Origin of the sequence: Microbacterium meiriae, from assembly GCF_040702565.1 — a bacterium.
In the GTDB taxonomy this organism is placed as follows: Bacteria; Actinomycetota; Actinomycetes; order Actinomycetales; family Microbacteriaceae; genus Microbacterium; species Microbacterium meiriae.
Window position 1 is genome coordinate 471,482 of record NZ_JBFBLJ010000003.1, and the last position, 18,904, is coordinate 490,385.

At 70.4% G+C, this 18,904-nt stretch carries 16 protein-coding genes; 14 read left to right on the forward strand and 2 right to left on the reverse strand.

Annotated features, from left to right (window positions below; all coding sequences use genetic code 11):
• The first annotated feature begins 13 nt into the window (after positions 1–13).
• From hisC to AB0310_RS16105, 3 genes are read left to right on the forward strand one after another with little or no spacing between them, the layout of a single operon-like run.
• Positions 14–1,102 carry a histidinol-phosphate transaminase gene (gene hisC / locus AB0310_RS16095; RefSeq protein WP_366237626.1) on the forward strand — a complete coding sequence of 363 codons (1,089 nt, stop codon included), beginning with the start codon at positions 14–16 and terminating at the stop codon, positions 1,100–1,102.
• The gene (locus tag AB0310_RS16100) at positions 1,099–2,490 is read left to right on the forward strand and encodes an amino acid permease (protein ID WP_187662003.1); all 1,392 of its coding nucleotides are present in this window, start codon (positions 1,099–1,101) and stop codon (positions 2,488–2,490) included. Before hisC ends, AB0310_RS16100 begins: the two co-directional genes overlap by 4 nt.
• 1 nt (position 2,491) lies before the next feature.
• Entirely contained in the window at positions 2,492–2,971 is a 480-nt protein-coding gene (locus AB0310_RS16105; RefSeq protein ID WP_144882465.1) for an Lrp/AsnC family transcriptional regulator, read from the forward strand.
• Between the two features lie 22 nt (positions 2,972–2,993).
• On the opposite strand, the gene AB0310_RS16110 is transcribed toward AB0310_RS16105, so the two are convergent.
• Positions 2,994–4,547: a dolichyl-phosphate-mannose--protein mannosyltransferase gene (locus AB0310_RS16110; protein WP_366237627.1), complete on the reverse strand. Its 1,554-nt coding sequence runs from the start codon at positions 4,545–4,547 to the stop codon at positions 2,994–2,996.
• Positions 4,548–4,643: 96 nt separating this feature from the next.
• Between AB0310_RS16110 and rsmI the strand changes: the two genes are divergently transcribed.
• The 10 genes from rsmI (at position 4,644) to AB0310_RS16160 (ending at position 16,689) form a co-directional block, all read left to right on the forward strand.
• Positions 4,644–5,465: a 16S rRNA (cytidine(1402)-2'-O)-methyltransferase gene (rsmI, locus tag AB0310_RS16115; protein ID WP_259951490.1), complete on the forward strand. Its 822-nt coding sequence runs from the start codon at positions 4,644–4,646 to the stop codon at positions 5,463–5,465.
• 155 nt (positions 5,466–5,620) lie between these two features.
• A complete protein-coding gene (locus AB0310_RS16120) occupies positions 5,621–6,175 on the forward strand; it encodes a class I SAM-dependent methyltransferase (protein ID WP_280565613.1) in 555 nt (184 codons plus the stop codon).
• Between the two features lie 234 nt (positions 6,176–6,409).
• Positions 6,410–7,504, forward strand: a complete 1,095-nt coding sequence (locus AB0310_RS16125; RefSeq protein ID WP_366237628.1) for a LacI family DNA-binding transcriptional regulator — start codon at positions 6,410–6,412, stop codon at positions 7,502–7,504.
• 156 nt (positions 7,505–7,660) lie between these two features.
• Positions 7,661–9,325, forward strand: a complete 1,665-nt coding sequence (locus AB0310_RS16130; RefSeq protein WP_366237629.1) for an ABC transporter substrate-binding protein — start codon at positions 7,661–7,663, stop codon at positions 9,323–9,325.
• Entirely contained in the window at positions 9,322–10,302 is a 981-nt protein-coding gene (locus AB0310_RS16135) for an ABC transporter permease (protein WP_187661998.1), read from the forward strand. The genes AB0310_RS16130 and AB0310_RS16135 overlap by 4 nt, the downstream gene beginning before the upstream one ends.
• Positions 10,299–11,231, forward strand: coding sequence for an ABC transporter permease (locus tag AB0310_RS16140; protein ID WP_366237630.1), 933 nt, complete (start codon positions 10,299–10,301; stop codon positions 11,229–11,231). Before AB0310_RS16135 ends, AB0310_RS16140 begins: the two co-directional genes overlap by 4 nt.
• A 5-nt stretch (positions 11,232–11,236) precedes the next feature.
• The gene (locus AB0310_RS16145; protein WP_522727346.1) at positions 11,237–12,937 is read left to right on the forward strand and encodes an ABC transporter ATP-binding protein; all 1,701 of its coding nucleotides are present in this window, start codon (positions 11,237–11,239) and stop codon (positions 12,935–12,937) included.
• Positions 12,938–12,978: 41 nt separating this feature from the next.
• Positions 12,979–14,148, forward strand: a complete 1,170-nt coding sequence (locus tag AB0310_RS16150; RefSeq protein ID WP_136051661.1) for a glycoside hydrolase family 1 protein — start codon at positions 12,979–12,981, stop codon at positions 14,146–14,148.
• A 49-nt stretch (positions 14,149–14,197) separates the two neighbouring features.
• Complete coding sequence (gene metG, locus AB0310_RS16155) at positions 14,198–15,775, forward strand: methionine--tRNA ligase (protein ID WP_366237632.1); 1,578 nt, start codon at positions 14,198–14,200, stop codon at positions 15,773–15,775.
• A 17-nt stretch (positions 15,776–15,792) separates the two neighbouring features.
• Positions 15,793–16,689, forward strand: a complete 897-nt coding sequence (locus AB0310_RS16160) for a TatD family hydrolase (RefSeq protein ID WP_366237633.1) — start codon at positions 15,793–15,795, stop codon at positions 16,687–16,689.
• Here AB0310_RS16160 and AB0310_RS16165 read toward each other — a convergent pair.
• Positions 16,668–17,954, reverse strand: coding sequence for an MFS transporter (locus AB0310_RS16165; protein ID WP_366237634.1), 1,287 nt, complete (start codon positions 17,952–17,954; stop codon positions 16,668–16,670). The two genes, AB0310_RS16160 and AB0310_RS16165, sit on opposite strands and share 22 nt — an antisense overlap.
• Positions 17,955–18,027: 73 nt before the next feature.
• Here AB0310_RS16165 and rsmA point away from each other — a divergent pair, with 73 nt between their 5' ends.
• Entirely contained in the window at positions 18,028–18,897 is an 870-nt protein-coding gene (gene rsmA, locus AB0310_RS16170) for a 16S rRNA (adenine(1518)-N(6)/adenine(1519)-N(6))-dimethyltransferase RsmA (protein ID WP_366237635.1), read from the forward strand.
• Positions 18,898–18,904: the final 7 nt, after the last annotated feature.

Consider the following 18,904-nt stretch of genomic DNA (forward strand, 5'->3'; position numbering starts at 1 on the left):
GGATGCTCTGACGATGACCCTCTCCGCCCGCGCCGGCCTCGACGCCGTGCCCGCCTACCGACAGGGGTGCTCCGCCCCGGCCGGTGCCTCCAAACTCTCCTCGAACGAGTCGCCGCACCCGCCGCTGCCCTCCGTCGTGCAGGCCGTGCAGGACCGGGTCGCCGGCATCCACCGCTACCCGGACATGAGCGCCTCCGCGGTCCGGGAGGCGCTCGCCGCCCGGTACGCCGTGGACCCGGCCCAGGTGACCGTCGGCGCCGGGTCGGTGGAGATCGCCGCCCAGCTCATCCACGCGGTCGCCGGCGAGGGCGACGAGGTCGTCTTCGCATGGCGGTCCTTCGAGGCGTACCCCTCGCTCGTCCGGATCGCGGGCGCCACGCCCGTCGCCGTGCCGCTGGACGCCGACCACGGACACGACCTCGACGCGATGCGCGCTGCGATCACCCCGCGCACGCGTCTCGTGTTCGTGTGCAACCCCAACAACCCGACCGGCACCGTCGTCGACGCCGAGGCGCTGGAGCGCTTCGTCGCCGCGGTGCCGCACGACGTCCTCGTCGTCATCGACGAGGCCTATGTGCACTTCGACCGCACGGACAGCCGCGGTGTCGGGATCGAGCTGTTCCGTCGGCACCCGCACGTCGCGGTGCTGCACACGTTCTCCAAGGCGTACGGCCTGGCCGGCCTCCGCATCGGCTACGCGATCGCCCCCACCGCGATCGCCGAGGCGCAGCGCAAGGTGGCCGTGCCGTTCGGGGTCACCGACCTCGCCCAGGCCGCGGCTCTCGCCTCCCTCGCTGCGGAGGACGAGCTCGGCGCCCGCATCGACGAGGTCGTGGCGCAGCGCGATCGGCTGCACACCGTGCTCACGGCGGCCGGCTGGCCCGCCGTCCGCTCGCAGGCCAACTTCGTCTGGGTTCCCGCGGGGGACCGCACCGCCGACCTCGACGCCCTCCTGCACGCAGGGGGTGTCGTCGCCCGGGCCTTCCCCGGCGAGGGCATCCGCATCTCATCCGGCTCCGCCGCTGACATCGACCGGGTCGAAGCCGCCCTCGCCGCCGCGACCTCCGACCACGATTCCGACCTGATGGAGGTGGGCGCATGACCACGGAGGTCCCCGTCACCACGACGACCACGAAGGGCCTGCACCCGGGCCTCACCCGCCGCCAGATCTCCATGATGGGGCTCGGCGGCGCGATCGGCGCGGGGCTGTTCGTCGGCTCAGGGCAGGCGATCAGCATCGCCGGACCCGCCGTGCTGATCTCCTACCTCGTCGCGGGCGGCATCGTCGTGCTCGTGATGGCGATGCTCGCCGAGATGGTCGCGGCCCGCCCGAGCTCCGGCGCCTTCAGCTCCTACGCCCAGAAGGCCATGGGGCGCAGCGCCGGAAGCGCGGTGGGCTGGCTGTACTGGATCCAGCTGGTCGTCGTGATCGCCGCCGAGGCGACCGGCGCGGCCGGGATCGTGGCGAACTGGGTGCCCGGGATCCCCGCGTGGGTCTGGGTGCTGGTCTTCGTCGTCGCCCTCACCGCGGTGAACCTCTTCGGCGTGCGCAACTACGGCCGTTTCGAGTTCTGGTTCGCGGCGATCAAGGTCGCCGCGATCATCGCCTTCCTCATCGTCGGCGTGTGCGCGATCGTCGGACTCATCCCCGGTGTGCCGGCGACGGGGATCTCGAACCTCGTGGACGAGGGCGGCTTCGCCCCGCACGGGATCACCGGCATCGCGGCGGCGCTCCTCATCGTCGTCTTCGCGTTCGGCGGCACCGAGGTCGTGGCGATCGCCGCAGCCGAGTCCGACGACCCCGCGCGGAACATCCGCCGGATCGTGCGCGAGGTGCTCGTGCGCATCCTCATCTTCTACGTCGGCTCGATCTTCGTCATCGTCGCGGTGCTCCCGTGGGACGACCCCGCCGTGCAGGCCGGTCCGTTCTCGGCCGTGCTGGACACCCTGAACATCCCGGGCGTCGGTCTCGTGATGGACCTCATCGTGGTGATCGCGCTGCTCTCGGCCATGAACGCCAACATCTACGGCGCCTCCCGGATGGCGTACTCGCTGGGGGAGCGGGGACTGGCGCCGCTGTCCGTCACCCGGACGAGCCTCAAGGGCGTCCCGTTCGTCGCGGTGCTCGCCTCGGTGGCCTTCGGGTTCGTCACCGTCGGACTGAACTGGGCGTTCCCGGACGTCGTGCTCCCGGCGCTGCTGAACGTCGTGGGGTCGACGCTGCTGGTGATCTGGACGGCGACGGCGATCTCGCAGATCGTGCTGCGACGTCGGGCCGACCGTGCCGGCGAGGCGATGCCCATGCGGCTCTGGGGCTTCCCCTGGGTGTCGTGGCTGTGCCTGGTGCTGCTGGCCGCCGTGATCGCGCTCGCGATGATCGACCCGGCCGCGCGCATCCAGCTGCTGCTCACCCTCGGGCTCACCGCGGTGCTGCTCGTCGTCGCCCGCCTGACGCGGGGCGTCTCCCGCCCCGGCATCGTCAGGGAGTGACGTGCGGATCGATCGCCTCGACGCCGCGCTGATCCGGCTGCTGACGGAGTCGCCGCAGCTGCCTCTCCTCGAGTGCGCGCGCCGGCTGGGCATCGCGCGAGGGACGGCCACCAGCCGTCTCGCGCGGCTGCACGAGGGCGGGGTGATCGAGGCGATCGTGCCGCGCATCGACCCCGCCGGCTTCGGCTATGGCGTCGTGGCGTTCTGCCTCGTCGAGATCGATCAGAAGGTCGGGCACGACGATGTGGCGACGGCCCTCGCGGACGCGGTGCCGGAGATCGTCGACATGCACACCGTGACCGGCGCGAGCGACATGCAGCTCCGGCTCGTCGCGCGCGACGCGACCCGGCTCCAGGAGGTGCTGGACCGGGTCGCCCTCGTGCCGGGCGTCGCGCGGACGGCGTCCTCGATCGCCATGCGCACACATCTCTCCGGTCGCGTGCTCCCGCTCGTGGAGCACGTGGCCGACGAGATCCCCTGACCGGGGTTCACGGCGCGGCGGGTCAGACCCAGCCGGGCAGCCAGTTGTGCAGGCGCCAGAAGTCGTACGGCACGCTCATCCCCGTCCACAGCGGCAGGAAGAACGCCGAGACGAGGACGACGACGCCGAGGAAGATCAGGACGGTCCGCTCTCCGGACTGGCGGCGCACGAGCGGATCCTCGCGGCGCCCCGCGATGATCCGCAGCGTGACGGTGAGCGCGAGCACGAGGAACGGCATCATGACGACCGTGTAGAACTGGAAGATCGTCCGCTCAGGGAACATCAGCCAGGGGAGGTAGGTGACGGCGAGCCCCACGAGCGGAAGACTCAGGGCCGGGCCGACCGGCTGTCGGGTGATCCAGCCGCGGATGAGGCGGTAGAGCAGGTACACGCCGGCCGCGACGCCGCCGTACCAGATGAGCGGGTTGGGGATCGCTGAGATCACGCCGATGCAGTGGTCGACGCCGCAGCCGGTGGGGTCGCTGTCCACCCACACCGCCGTCGGGCGGAGCAGGAAGGGCCACTCCCACGCCGGGCTCGCGTACGGGTGTCCTCGGGTGAGGCCCACGTGGAAGCCGAGCATCGCCTCGTGGTAGTTCCACAGCGCGACGAGCGGGTTCGGATCGCTGCCGCGGTCGTAGCCGTTCGCCGTCACCAGCCATCCGGTCCAGCTCGCGAGGTACACCGCGAGCGCGGGGGCGACGAGGAGCACGAACGACACCGGCCCCTGCCGGAAGACCGCGGATGCCGGCCATACGACGACCCCGCCGCGGCGCCGGGCGAGGGCATCGGTGATCACGACGTAGAGGCCGAAGCCCGCGAGCGCGTACAGTCCCGACCACTTCACCGCCGAGGCGGCGCCGAGCGCGAGACCCGCGGCGACGAACCACGGACGGCGCCACAGGATCGGTCCCCACAGCGGATCCTCGTCGTCCGGATCCCGACGTTCGAGCAGCGGGATCGTGTGCTGGCGGTCGATGAGCACGAACAGCACGCCCAGCAGCACGAAGAAGGTGAGGATGCCGTCGAGCAGCGCGATCCGGCTCATCACGATGCTGAGGCCGTCGATCGCGAGGAGCGTGCCGGCCACGGTCGCCGCCACGACCGAACCGGTCAGACGTCGGGCGATGAGGTAGACCAGCAGCACGGATGCTGCGCCGAGCACGGCGGTCGCGAGACGCCAGCCGGCGCTGTTGTCCGGTCCGCCGATGGCCATGCCCAGCGCGATCAGCCACTTCCCGAGCGGCGGGTGCACGATGAACGCACCCTTGTTCGTCAGGGGGAGCTCCTGCAGGGTGATGAACGCGTCGTTCGCGTTCTCTCCCCACACCCCCTCGTAGCCGAGGCTCCACAGCGACCAGGCGTCCTTGACGTAGTAGGTCTCGTCGAAGGCGAGCTGATGGGGATGGCCGACGTTCGCCAGGCGCAGCACCGCGGCGAGGGCGGTGATCAGCAGCGGGGCCAGCCAGCCCATCGCCCGGCCCCAGTCCGGGGCGTTCAGCACGCGGTCGCGGAGCCGCTCGTAGCGCGTGAGCCGCTCCTCGGGGGCGGGCAGCAGGGGCTCGGGCGCGGTCACCGGTCCAGCCTAGACACACTCCGCCCTGTGCTCCCGGTATGCCGGCACCGGTCCGTTCCGACGGCCCCGACTCAGACCCGCGCCTAAGCTGGGCGGGTGATCATCCTCGCCGCGACCCCGATCGGAAACCTGGGCGATGCGTCGCGGCGACTCGTGGAGGTGCTGGAGAACGCGGAGATCGTCGTCGCGGAGGACACCCGCACGACACAGCGACTCCTGCAGGCCCTGAAGATCGACAACCGGCCCCGGCTGATCGCGCTGCACGACCACAACGAGAAGCAGAAGGCCGCGGAGCTGGCCGCGCTCGCCGCGGAGACCGACCTCGTGGTGCTGAGCGACGCGGGGATGCCGACCGTGAGCGATCCGGGATACGGTCTCGTCGCCGAGGCCGTGGCGCAGGGGGTCACGGTGACCGCCATTCCCGGACCCAGCGCGGTGCTCATGGCCCTGGCGATCTCGGGGCTTCCCACGGACCGCTTCACCTTCGAGGGGTTCCTGCCGCGGAAGCCGGGGGAGCGCCGGGCGACCCTCTCCGCCCTCGCCGCCGAGCCCCGCACGATGGTGTTCTTCGAGTCGCCCTCGCGCCTCGCGACGACCCTGACCGACATGGGGGCCGCCTTCGGTGCAGACCGCCGGATCGCCGTGTGCCGGGAGCTGACGAAGCTGTACGAGGAGGTCCGTCGCGGCACCGCGTCCGAGCTCGCCGCCTGGGCCGCCGACGGCGTGAAGGGCGAGATCGTCGTGGTCGTCGAGGGTGCGCCGCGGCGGGAGGCCTCGCCGGAGGACGCCCTCGCCCAGGTGCAGGCCCTGGTCGCGGACGGCACCCGGTTGAAGGACGCGGCCTCCGAGGTCGCGGCCCTGACGGGCCTGTCCTCCCGAGACCTGTATCAGGCGGCCCTCGCGGCGCGGTCACGGTGACTCCGGTCGCAGATTCGCACCCCGGTCGCAGGGATTCCGGGGAGGCGTGCGACGCGGGTCCGGATCTGCGACTTCCCGCGGGACAGGAGTCGGTCGCGCGAGCCTACGACGAGAGGGCCGCGGAGTACCTCGAGGTCGCGGGGGACCTGGGGCTGATGGATCCGCGCGACCGCGAGCTCATCCGCCGCTGGCGCGATGAGACTCCGGGGATGCTGCTCGACGCGGGATGCGGTCCCGGTCACTGGACGGCCTTTCTCCACGGGGATGACGGCGCAGAGTTCGAAACCGGGCGCGACGTCGAGGGGATCGACCTCTCCACGGCCTTCATCCACGGGGCGAGGGTTCGGTATCCGCACCTCACGTTCCATCACGGGTCGTTCCGGACGCTGCCGCAGGCATCGGGCACGGTCGGCGGCATCCTCGCGTGGTACTCGGTGATCCACACGCCTCCGGCCGAGCTCACGGAGGTGTTCGCCGAGTTCGCTCGGGTTCTCGCCCCCGGCGGGAGCCTGCTCCTCGGATACTTCGTCGGCGAACCCCGGGCGGCCTTCGCTCATGCGGTCGCACCCGCGTTCTTCTGGACCGCCGAGGCCCTGTCCCCGCTGCTCGCCGCGGCCGGCCTCGAGCTGCAGTGGTCCGAGGCCCGCGAGCGAGAGCCCGGCGAGATCAGCTCCCGCCCCCACGGAGCCCTCCGCGCCCGCCGCGCGTGATCCTGCACCGTCCAGGAACCCCGTCGCAGATCTGCACCGTGTCGCAGGTTCTGGCACCATCCGTGCGACACCGACGCGAATCTGCGCCCGCGCGCGGGAGGGGACGGGGGCACCGGGGGAGACTGTCCTACGCTGACAGAACCAGAACCGGAACCGGAACCGGAACCGGAACCGGAACCGGAACCGGAACCGGAACCGGAACCGGAACCAGAACCGCGGGGGAGAGGAGCACGCGTGAGCAAGGCCGCGACGGTGTACGACGTCGCTGAGCGCGCCGGAGTGTCGATCGCGACCGTCTCGCGTGTGCTGCGCTCGCCGGATGCCGTCCGTCCGGTGACCCGAGAGCGGGTGCTCGACGCGGTCGCCGCGCTGGGCTACGTCCCCAGCGGCAGTGCGCGGGGTCTGGCCGAGCGTCGGACGGGGGTGCTGGGGCTGTACTTCCCCCAGTTCGACGCCGCCGAGGACGCCCCGCCGCTCGACGTGCTGTCCGCCGCTGCTCGCCCGCCGTTCACGGTCGTGTCGGACGAAGCCGACGCGCCGCACTCCTCGATGCTGTTCCTCGACGAGGTCCTGCGGGGGGCCGAGCTGGAGGCGTGGAAGCAGGGGTTCGTGCTCATGGTGGGCGTCGGACGTGACGACCCCGACCGCTCGACCGTCCGCGACATGGCCGGCCGGGTGGACGGACTCATGGTGCTCGCCCGCAGCGTGCCGGACGAGGTGCTGGCGCGGCTGGGGCGGCGTATCCCGGTGGTCGTGCTGTCCGGGCCGCCGCGGGGCGATGCCTACGACCATGTCACGGTGAGCAACGCCGAGGCGATGGGGGAGCTGACCCGCCATGTGCTGTCGCAGGTCGGGGAGGGGGAGATCGCGTTCCTCGCCGGGCCGGCCGACTCGCCGGACGCGGAGCAACGGTGGGAGGGCGTGTCGACCGCGCTCGCCGCAGCGGGGCGTGATCCGGCAGCGGTGTGCGTGCTGCGGGGCGACTTCACACGGGCCTCCGGGCGCCGGGCCGGGCAGGAGCTCACGCGCGACGGCGTGCCCGCCGCGCTCATCGCCGCCAACGACCAGATGGCCCTCGGGGCGATGGACGTGTTCCGTGCTGCGGGCGTGCAGGTGCCGGACGACGTGCTCGTGACGGGGTTCGACGGCATCGAGGCGGCGACCCTGGTGTCGCCGCCGCTGACCACGATCCGGCAGCCGATGATCGAGCTCGGACGCGCGGCCGTGCAGGTGCTCGCGCGACGGCTGGAGCAGCCGGACGCCCCGCCGCTCACCACGCGTCTGCCCCTCCAGATCCTCCTCCGCGAGAGCTCCACGCGCCCGGCCTGAGTCGCCGCGACCGCGCCGCACCGGCGGACCCCCTGGCTCATCATGGGGTTGCCGATTCAAAATGTATGCGCTTACAATCTGGTGTACGGCTTCGGCCGGCAGGACTCCCCACCCCCCGGGGCGCCCTTCATGACAGAGACGACATGAGGTCATCCAGTGGCAGAGACGCACACCTTCCGACGCTGGCGCCGCGCCGCCGTCGTGGGGCTCGCGGCCGCAGCGGTCGCGCTCAGCGGCTGCAGCATCCAGATCAGCTCGCAGCCCGACCCGTCGATCGGCGACGACACGATGCTCATCAACGCCGACAAGGGAAACCCGTTCTTCACGCAGAACTTCAACCCCTACCTCACCAACACCAGGACCGCCTCGCGGTGGATCTACGAGCCGCTCATCCTGGTGAACCCGCTCGACGGCGAACTCACCCCGTGGCTCGCGTCCGAGTGGACCCAGCCCGACGCCCGCACGATCGTGATGACGATCCGCGACGGCGTCGAGTGGAGCGACGGCGAGGCGCTCACCCCGGAGGACGTGGCGTTCACGTTCCAGCTCATCAAGGACGAGCCCTCGCTCGACATCAAGGGCGCGTGGCAGCACATCGACCGCATCGAGATCGACGGCGACGACATCGTGTTCCACCTGCAGAGCGACGACGCGCCCTCGCTCTCGATCCTCGGGCAGACCATGATCGTCCCCGAGCACCTGTGGGCGGATGTGAAGGACCCGGCCACCTGGCGCAACGAGGAGCCGGTCGGGACCGGGCCGTTCGTGCTCGGCAACTACAACGACCAGCAGTACTCGATGGACCGCAACCCGGACTACTGGCAGGCGGACAGGATCGAGATCGAGCACATCATCCTGCCGGCCACGAACACGCAGCTCGACACCGTGACCCGCGGCTACGACTGGGCCTACTCGTTCATCTCCGACGTCGAGGGCACCTGGGGAGCGGCGAGTCCCGACAACACCTGGTGGTTCCCGCCGGGCGGCGTCATCTCGCTCGTGCCGAACCTCGAGGTCGCGCCCTTCGACGACGTGAACGTCCGCCGCGGCATCGCGCTCGCGCTCGACCGGGAGGAGATCGCGGAGACCGCCTCCGAGGGGTACATGCAGCCCGCAGGGCAGACCGGGCTCATCCTGCCCAACCAGGAGCAGTACCTCGACCCGGAGATCCCCGATCAGGGCATGCTCGCGCAGGACCGCGACGCCGCGCTCGCGGCGTTCGCCGAGTCCGGGTACACCCTGCAGGGCGACCAGCTCGTCGGCCCGGACGGCGAGCAGCTCGCGTTCTCGTTGACCACCGCCAACGGTTTCTCCGACTGGACGCGCGCCGCTCAGACCGTGCAGCGGCAGCTGGCAGACATCGGCGTCAAGGTGTCGCTCAAGCTCCCGCAGCCCGCGGGCTACCAGAGCGCGATCGGCACCGGCGACTTCGAGATGGCGATCGGCGGCATGGGCAACGGCGACGTGTACCAGGCCTACAACAGCCTGCTCTCCAGCGACTTCTACGTGCCGACCGGCGAGGTGACTACCAACAACTTCGAGCGCTACCGCTCGCCGGAGGCCGACGCCCTCCTGGAGGAGTTCCGCGCGACGATCGATCCCGACCGCCAGACCGAGATCGTGCATGAGCTGCAGAGCATCGTGTACGAGGAGGTCCCCGTGATCGGCATGTACTACGGCGGGATCTGGGGCCTGTTCAACGACGCGAAGTTCACCGGCTGGCCCTCCGCGGAAGATCCGTACATGATCCCGCAGAACTATGACTCGGCGCCCCTGGGGATCTTCACCCACCTGAAGCGCACGGACGGGGGAGACCAGTGAAGTACGTCCTCCAGAAGATCGGCCTGTTCGTGCTCACCCTGTGGGCCGCGATCACCCTGAACTTCTTCCTGCCCCGCCTGATGCCCGGCTCTCCCGCCGACGCCGCGATCGCGAAGCTCTCCCAGAACGGTCCGGTCTCCGACGCCACGCGCGCCGCGATCGAGGCCCAGCTCGGGGTGCCGACCGGTTCGATGTGGGACCAGTACGTGGCCTACCTCGGCCAGGTCGTCCGGCTCGACTTCGGCGTCTCGTACACGTTCTACCCGCAGACCGTGTCGAGCATGGTCTCCACCGCGCTGCCCTACACGCTCGGCCTCGTCGGCATCGTCACGATCCTCGCGTTCGTGATCGGCACGCTGATCGGCGTGATGGCCGCCTGGCGGCGCGGAACGTGGCTGGACTCGCTGCCGACGCTGACCGGGTCGTTCCTCAGCACGTTCCCGTACTTCTGGACGGCGCTGCTGCTGCTGTTCTTCCTCGGCTACGTGCTGCATTGGTTCCCGACCACCGGCGCCTACTCGGCGACGACCACCCCGGGGTTCACCTGGGACTTCATCGTCGACCTCGTCCGGCACGCGTTCCTGCCCGCGCTGACGATCCTGCTCACCTCCCTCGGCGGCTGGATCATCGGCATGCGCAACGCGATGATCAACACGCTCGGCGAGGATTACATCACCTTCGGCGAGGCGAACGGCCTCCGCGGTCGCACCATCGCCCTCCGCTACGCGGCCCGCAACGCGATCCTGCCGAACCTCACCGGCTTCGGGCTCACGCTCGGCGGCGTGGTGGGCGGCTCGATCCTCGTCGAGCAGGTGTTCGGATACCCGGGCATCGGCTACCTGCTGTTCAACGCCGTGATCGGGCAGGACTACCCGCTCATGCAGGCGCTCTTCCTGATGATCACCGTGAGCGTGCTCATCGCCAACTTCCTCGTGGACATCCTCTACGGGGTTCTCGACCCGAGGACTCGACGATGACGACCCCGAACCCCACCCCCAGCACCGTGACCGTCAAGGTCCCGACCGACCGCATCGCGGCGCCCAGCCCCTGGCGCGCCTTCGGCCGCATGGTCGGCACCCTGTGGTCCAACGGCAAGGCCCGCATCGGCCTCTGCCTCCTCGCGTTCTTCGTGCTCGTCGCCGTGTTCGCCCCGCTCCTGGCCCCCTTCGGGCCGAAGGAGAACGGCTTCCCGCGGAACGCCGACGCCTCGTGGGAGCACTGGCTCGGCACGACCGCCGCAGGGGAGGACGTGCTCAGCCAGCTCATCTACGGAGCGCAGGTCAGCCTCCTCGTGGGCTTCGCGGCGGGGCTCCTCTCCACGATCGTGGCCGTGCTCATCGGACTGAGCTGGGGCTACATGCGCGGCTTCGCGGGCGAGGTCGTCGGGTTCATCGTGAACCTCTTCCTCGTGATCCCCGGCCTTCCGCTGATGATCGTGATCGCCGCCTACCTGCAGAACGGCGGCATCCTCATGATCATCGCCGTGATCGTCGTGACCGGATGGGCGTGGGGTGCGCGCGTGCTGCGCAGCCAGACCCAGACCCTCCGCGGCAACGACTTCGTCACCTCGGCGCAGTTCTCCGGCGACAGCAGGGCTCGCATCGTCTTCCGGGAGATCCTGCCGAACATGACCTCGATCATCGCCGGGACGCTCTTCGGGGCGGCGACGGCGGCGATCCTCGCCGAGGCGGGGCTGGAGTTCCTCGGGCTGGGCGACTCCAGCATCGTCAGCTGGGGCACGATGCTCTACTGGGCGCAGAACTCCAACTCCCTGCTCACCGGCCAGTGGCTGCTGCTGTTCGCGCCCGGTCTGTGCATCGCGCTGCTCGCCCTCAGCCTCACACTCATCAACTTCGGCGTGGACGGCATCTCCAATCCGCGCCTCCGCGAAGGGAAGGGCCGATGAGCGCCATGGAGCACGACGACATCCTCCTCGACGTCCAGTCGCTGTCCGTGGAGTACGCCTCCCCGGGGCAGGTGCCGGTGCCGGCCGTGCACGACGTGTCGTTCGCGCTCCGGCGCGGCGAGTTCGTCGGGCTCGTCGGCGAGTCCGGGTCGGGCAAGTCCACGCTCGGCTTCGCGCTCACGCGGCTGCAGAAGCCGCCGGCGCGCATCAGCGGCGGACGCATCCTCTTCGACGGCCGCGACATCCGCGAGCTCGACGCCGAGGAGCTGCGGCGTCAGCGGCAGGGCGGTTTCGCGATGGTGCTGCAGTCTGGCATGAACGCCCTCAACCCCGTCCGCTCGGTCGGCAACCACTTCCGCGACATCTTCGCCGCGCACGGCCATGTGCCCGCGGAGCAGCGCGAGGCCAGGGCGCGGGAGCTGGTCGGCAAGGTGGGGCTGAAGCCGGAGGTGCTCGACCGGTACCCGGGGGAGCTCTCCGGCGGCATGCGGCAGCGCGCCTCGATCGCCCTCGCCCTCTCGCTCGAACCCCAGCTGATGGTGTTCGACGAGCCCACCACGGCGCTCGACGTGCTCGTCCAGCACGCGGTCATGGACACGATCCGGGAGCTGCAGCGGTCCGAGCGGTTCACGGCGATCCTCATCAGCCATGACCTCGGCATCGTCCTCGAGGCGACCGACCGGGTGATGGTCATGCACGAGGGCCGCATCGTGGAGGATGCCTCCAGCCAGGACATCCTGCACCGTCCGCAGGACGAGTACACCCGGATGCTGCTGAGCCACTACGCCGACCCGCGCGCCGAGAAGATCGAGATCCCCGGGTTCGTCGATCTCGGCACCCGTCGCCGGGAGGGGCGCAGCCGCACGGACGTCACCGAGACGTTGCCGACGGTGTCGCCGCGGGACGCCCGCCGCGCCGACGCTGCGATCGTGGTGGAGGGCGTCTCCAAGCGCTATCCGGCTCCGCGACGCGGACAGGATCCCGTCGTCGCGGTCGACGACGTGTCGTTCCGGCTGGAACCGGGGGAGGCTCTCGCTCTCGTGGGCGCGTCGGGTTCGGGCAAGTCGACGATCGCGAAGATGCTCACCGGGGTCGAGAAGCCGACCTCGGGCAGCATCCGGTTCGGCGATACCGACGTCGCGTCCTTGAAGCGTCGGGGCCTCCGCGACCTCCGCAAGGACGTGCAGATGGTGTTCCAGGATCCGTATGCGGCCCTGAACCCGCTGCACACCGTCGAGTACGCGCTGACCCGTCCGGTCGTGAACTACACGAGGCTGCGCGGGGCGGAGGCCAGGGCCCGTGTGCTCGAACTGCTGGAGACGGTGGGTCTGACGCCCGTCGAGCAGTTCGCCGCCAAGCTGCCGCACCAGCTCTCCGGCGGGCAGCGGCAGCGCGTCGTGATCGCCAGGGCGCTCGCGAGCGACCCGCAGGTGCTGATCGCGGACGAGCCGGTGTCGATGCTCGACGTGTCGCTCCGCGCCGGCGTGCTCGCGCTGCTGGAGGACCTCCGCGAACGGTGGGGCATCAGCATGCTCTACATCACGCACGATCTGCTGAGCGCGCGTCTGGTCACCGAGAACATCCTCGTGCTCAACAGCGGCCGCGTCGTCGAGCGGGGCGAGACCTCCCAGGTGCTGCAGCATCCGGAGGACCCGTACACGGTCGAACTGCTCGACGCCGTGCCGAACCCCGCCCGCGCCCGCTGACGCGCGCCGAACGACTGCAAGAAAGAGAGAGGAGCGCATCCGTGCTCGCATTCCCCGACGGCTTCCTCTGGGGCGCCGCAACGGCCGCCCACCAGGTGGAGGGCAACAACACCACGAGCAACTGGTGGGCGATGGAACACGCGCCGGACTCGACCATGGTCGAGCCCTCCGGTGACGCCGCCGACCACTTCCACCGGTATCCGGAGGACATGCGGCTGCTCGCCGAGGCGGGGCTGAACTCCTATCGCTTCTCGGTCGAGTGGGCGCGGATCGAGCCGGAGCGCGGGTTCGTCTCCCGGGCGATGCTCGACCACTACCGCCGCATGATCGACACCGCGCGGGAGAACGGTCTGGACCCGACGGTCACCCTCATGCACTTCACGGTGCCGCAGTGGTTTCAGAAGGACGGCTTCTGGCGTGCGGACGACGCGGTGGACCTGTTCTCCCGCTACGTCGAGACGGTGCTGCCGATCCTCGACGGGGTGCGCTACGTGTGCACGATCAACGAACCGAACATCGCGGCGATGCTCGCCGGGGGAGAGGACGCGGCGAACCTCGTCGCCTACGGCCTCCCGAACCCCGACCTCGGCGTCGCGGACACCCTGCTGACGGCCCACCGGCGCGCGTCCGAGATCCTGCACACGGTGCCCGGGGTGCAGGCGGGGTGGACGATCGCCACCCAGGCGTTCCACTCCACAGGCGAGCCCGGCGCGGACGAGATGCTCGCGACGTACGGCGACCCGCGTGACCACTGGTACCTGGAGCAGTCCGCCGGCGACGACTTCGTGGGCGTGCAGGCCTACACGCGCACGTTCATCGGTCCGGAGGGTCCGCTGCCGGTGTCGCCGGATGTGGAGACGACACTCACGGGCTGGGAGTTCTTCCCCGAGGCCCTCGAGCTGGGCGTGCGCAGCGCGTGGGAGCGCAGCGGCGGCGTGCCCGTGCTCGTCACGGAGAACGGCATCGCCACGGCCGACGACACCCGGCGCATCGCCTACACGCAGGGGGCGCTGGAGGGGCTGCACCGCGCCATCAGCGACGGCATCGAGGTCCGCGCCTACCAGCACTGGAGCGCGCTGGACAACTACGAATGGGCGAGCGGATTCCGGCCGACGTTCGGTCTCATCGGCTTCGACCACGAGACCTTCGAGCGGTTCCCGAAGCCCTCGCTGGCCTGGCTCGGCGAGGTCGCCCGCCGCAATGGGCTCTGACGAGCCGCACGGCGTAACCACGGGCATGGGGGCACCTAGAATTGTCCCCATGCCCGCTGGCGACTCCTTCTACATCACCACGCCCATCTACTACCCCTCCGATGTGCCGCACATCGGCCACGGGTACACGACGGTGGCCGTCGACACCCTCGCGCGGTGGCACCGTCAGGCGGGGGACGACACATGGATGCTCACGGGCACGGACGAGCACGGTCAGAAGATGCTGCGGGCCGCGGCGGCGAACGGCGTCACCCCGCAGGAATGGGTCGACAAGCTCGTCAGCGAGAGCTGGTTCCCGCTGCTGAAGACCCTCGACGTCGCGAACGACGACTTCATCCGCACCACTCAGGAGCGGCATGAGGCGAACGTGCAGACGTTCTTCCAGCGCCTGTACGACCGCGGGTACATCTACGCGGGAGAGTACGAGGCGCTCTACTGTGTGGGCTGCGAGGAGTTCAAGCCGGAATCGGAGATCGTCGACGGCACGGGTCCGTTCGAGGGGCTGAAGGTCTGCGCGATCCACTCGAAGCCGCTCGAGCTGCTGCAGGAGAAGAACTACTTCTTCAAGCTCAGCGAGTTCCAGGACCGCCTGCTCGAGCTCTACAAGACCGAGCCCGACTTCGTGCGGCCCGACTCGGCGCGCAACGAGGTCGTCTCGTTCGTGAGCCAGGGCCTCAAGGACCTCTCGATCTCCCGCTCGACCTTCGACTGGGGCATCCCGCTGCCGTGGGACGAGTCGCACGTCATCTACGTGTGGGTCGACGCGCTGCTCAACTACGCCACGGCCGTCGGCTACGGCTCCGACGAGGAGACCTTCGAGCGCCGCTGGCCCGCCTACCACGTGGTCGGCAAGGACATCCTGCGCTTCCACGCCGTGATCTGGCCCGCGCTGCTGATGGCGGCGGGGCTCGACGTCCCGAAGGGCGTGTTCGCGCACGGCTGGCTGCTCGTGGGCGGCGAGAAGATGTCGAAGTCGAAGCTCACGGGTATCGCGCCGACCGAGATCACCGACGTCTTCGGCTCCGACGCGTACCGCTTCTACTTCCTGTCCGCGATCGCGTTCGGTCAGGACGGCTCCTTCTCCTGGGAGGACCTCTCCGCCCGGTACCAGGCCGAGCTCGCGAACGGCTTCGGCAACCTCGCCTCGCGCACGACCGCGATGATCGAGAAGTACTTCGAGGGCATCGTGCCGCCGGCGGCCGAGTACACCGAGGCGGACCTCGCGATCCAGAAGATCGTGGCGGACGCCGCGACGAAGGCGGACGCCGCGATCGGCCAGTTCCGCATCGACGAGGCCATCTCCGCGATCTGGACCATCGTCGACGCGCTCAACGGGTACATCACGGAGAACGAGCCGTGGGCCCTCGCCCGCGACGAGGACCAGCGCGAGCGTCTGGGCACCGTGCTCTACACGTGCGCCGAGGGGCTGCGCGCTCTCGCCGTGCTGCTGTCGCCGGTGATGCCGCAGTCCACCGAGAAGCTGTGGATCGCCCTCGGCGCCGCGGAGACCCTCGGCCGCCTGCAGGACCAGCCGATCCGCGAGGCGGGAGCCTGGGGCGCGCTGAAGCCGGGCACGAGCGTCAATGGCCTCGCGCCGCTGTTCCCGCGCGTGGAGTCCACGGCCTGACATCCGGGCAGGACACCATGGCGGAGACCTACGTGCGCGAGCGCTCGGGCGACGGGCGCAAGGATCGGACCTATCCGGCGGCCCCGGAACCCCTCGCCGTGCCCGTCTACGACAACCACGCGCACCTCGAGATCGCCGATGGCCCTTCGACAGGCTCAGGGACCCAGGGGCTTTCCCTCAAAGCCCAGCTCGACCGGGCGGAGGCGGTCGGCGTCATCGGGGTCGTGCAGGCGTCCGGAGACATCGAGTCGTCCCGCTGGGCGGTCGAGGCCGCCGCGTCCGATCCGCGGGTCCTCGCCGCGGTCGCCATCCACCCGAACGACGCCCCGACGTACGCGGAGGACGGCCGTCTCGACGAGGCGCTCGCCGTGATCGACGAGCTCGCCGCGCATCCGCGCACGCGCGCGATCGGCGAGACCGGGCTCGACTTCTTCCGCACCGAGCCGGAGCGCCGCGCTCCGCAGTTCGCCTCCTTCGAGGCGCACATCGCGCTCGCGAAGAAGCACGGCATCGCGATGCAGATCCACGACCGGGATGCGCACGAGGCCGTGCTCGAGACGCTGACGCGGGTCGGCGCTCCCGAGCGCACCGTGTTCCACTGCTTCTCGGGGGACGAGGCGATGGCGCGGGTCTGCGCCGATGCCGGGTACTACCTCTCGTTCGCCGGGAACGTGACGTTCAAGAACGCGCAGAACCTGCGGGACGCCCTCAAGGTCACGCCGCTCGACCGCCTCCTCGTCGAGACGGACGCCCCGTTCCTCACGCCGGTCCCGCTGCGGGGCCGCCCGAACGCGCCGTACCTCGTGCCGCTCACGGTGCGATTCCTGGCCGCGGAGCTCGGCCTGGACGTGGACGATCTCTCCGCGCAGCTCGCCGAGAACACCCTCCGGGTCTACGGCTCGTTCGCCGACTGACCCTCCGGCTCGACGTCGTCCGGCCCCGTCTCGGCGACGGGCTTCGCACTGACGATGTGCGAGATGGGCTTCCACACCAGCACCAGGGTGATCGCCGCCCCGCCGAACGCGAACCACCACGGTGCCGTCAGGCCCCAGGTCTGCGCGATGACGCCGCCGAGGGCCTGGCCGACGATCATGCCGCCGAAGACGCCGACCATGTTGACCGAGGCGACGCGCCCCTGCAGGGACGCGGGGACGAGCCGCTGCCGGACGGTCGTGGAGATCGTGCCCCACACGAAGGCGTACGCGCCGAAGAAGAACATGATGACGAGGGCGACCGTGCCCGTGGTGGTCAGCGCGAAGGCGAGGTGCATGAGCACTTCGAGCGAGAGCACGATGCGCATCAGAGTCGCGAAGGACACGTGCCGCTCCAGCCAGCCGAAGCTCAGCGTCGCGACGATGCCGCCCGCCGCGGACGCTGTGGTGAGGGCGCCGTAGCCCACGGGCCCCATCTGCAGGTGCTCGGTGGCGTAGAGCACGAGCACGCCCCACGGTGCGGCCCAGGTCACGTTGAAGACGAGGATGATGAGCACGAGCATCCGCACCGGCGGGTTGCGCCACAGCCAGCGCAGCCCCTCCGCGATGTCGGTGTGCACCGGCGGGTGGGTCTCGGTCTCCCGCGGTGGGACGGGCGTGCGCGCCATGCGGGAGATCAGGACGATCGCGAGCGTCACGCACAGCACCTCGACGAGGAATGGCCACGCGCTCCCGGCGGCGAACAGGAACGCGCCCAGCGGCGGTCCGGCGAACTGGTTGGCGACGAGGTAGCCGGCCTGCAGGCGGGCGTTCCCGATGCCGAGGTCGGCCGGCTTCACGAGCATCGGCAGCAGCGTGCTCCCCGCGGTGTCGACGAAGACCTCCGCGGTGCCGTAGAGGAAGGCGACCGCCAGGACGATCCCGATGTTCGCGGTTCCCGTCACGAGGAACACGCAGAGCGCCGCGAGCACGACGGCGCGCACGGCGTTGGCGGTCATCACCAGGCGCCGCCGATCGAAGCGGTCGGCGATGGCCCCCGCGTGCAGGCCGAAGAGCAGCCACGGCAGGAACTGCAGGATGGCGCCGGAGGCCACGAGGATCGGCGACGACGTCATCGACGCGATGAGCAGGGGAGCGGCGGCCAGCGCCACGCCGTCTCCGATGTTGCTCGTCCACGACGACGCGAGCAGCCAGCGGAAGTCCCTGCCCAGGCGCCGCGGAGCGATCAGTTCACCGAGGGAGGGCACCTCCGAAGGATAGCGATGATCACGGACACTGCCCAGGATCCGGGCACGGCTCGTCATCCGGGAGAATGGATCCATGACCGTCACGTTGCTCGGGGCCACCGAGATCCGCCGTCTGGCCGCCGAGCTCGATGTCACCCCCACCAAGAAGCTCGGGCAGAACTTCGTCGTCGACGCGAACACCGTCCGCAAGATCGTCCAGGCCGCCCGCGTGCAGCCGGGGGAGCGGGTGGTGGAGGTCGGACCGGGACTCGGGTCCCTGACCCTCGCGATCCTCGAGGCGGGGGCCGCGGTCACCGCCGTGGAGATCGACCACCGCCTGGCCGCCCGCCTGCCGCAGACCGCGGCCGAGCACGGCGTGCCGGAGGGGATGCTGACGGTGGTCGACGCGGACGCGCTCCGCGTCACGGAGTTGCCGGGCGAGCCGACCGTCCTCGTCGCGAACCTGCCGTACAACGTGTCGGTGCCCGTCCTGCTGCACTTCCTGGAGACCTTCCCGTACCTGCAGCGGGGCGTCGTGATGGTGCAGGCCGAGGTGGCCGAGCGCCTGGCCGCGAAGCCCGGATCGAAGATCTACGGCTCGCCGAGCGTCAAGGCCGCCTGGTACGGCGAGTGGAAGCTCACCGGGAACGTCTCCCGGCAGGTCTTCTGGCCGGTGCCGAACGTGGACAGCCTCCTCGTCGGCTTCGACCGCTCCGAGGGGGAGCGCGGACCGGTGGAGGAGCGCCGACGCACCTTCGCGATCGTCGATGCGGCCTTCAACCAGCGCCGCAAGATGCTGCGGCAGGCCCTCTCCGGGGTCTTCGGCAGCTCCGCCGCGGCGATCGAGGTGCTGACCGCCGCCGGCGTCGCCCCGACGGCCCGCGGGGAGGACCTCACGGTCGACGACTACCAGCGGATCGCCCAGCACGCAACGGCGATCGAGGGTTCCGGCGTCAGCGGCTAATCTGGCA

Bases quoted from the DNA above. Each gene is read 5' to 3' on its own strand.
- hisC (WP_366237626.1), top strand. From the start codon at position 14: ATGACCCTCTCCGCCCGCGCCGGCCTCGACGCCGTGCCCGCCTACCGA.
- AB0310_RS16100 (WP_187662003.1), top strand. From the start codon at position 1,099: ATGACCACGGAGGTCCCCGTCACCACGACGACCACGAAGGGCCTGCAC.
- AB0310_RS16120 (WP_280565613.1), top strand. From the start codon at position 5,621: ATGGATCCGCGCGACCGCGAGCTCATCCGCCGCTGGCGCGATGAGACT.
- AB0310_RS16140 (WP_366237630.1), top strand. From the start codon at position 10,299: ATGACGACCCCGAACCCCACCCCCAGCACCGTGACCGTCAAGGTCCCG.
- AB0310_RS16145 (WP_522727346.1), top strand. From the start codon at position 11,237: ATGGAGCACGACGACATCCTCCTCGACGTCCAGTCGCTGTCCGTGGAG.
- metG (WP_366237632.1), top strand. From the start codon at position 14,198: ATGCCCGCTGGCGACTCCTTCTACATCACCACGCCCATCTACTACCCC.
- AB0310_RS16160 (WP_366237633.1), top strand. From the start codon at position 15,793: ATGGCGGAGACCTACGTGCGCGAGCGCTCGGGCGACGGGCGCAAGGAT.
- rsmA (WP_366237635.1), top strand. From the start codon at position 18,028: ATGACCGTCACGTTGCTCGGGGCCACCGAGATCCGCCGTCTGGCCGCC.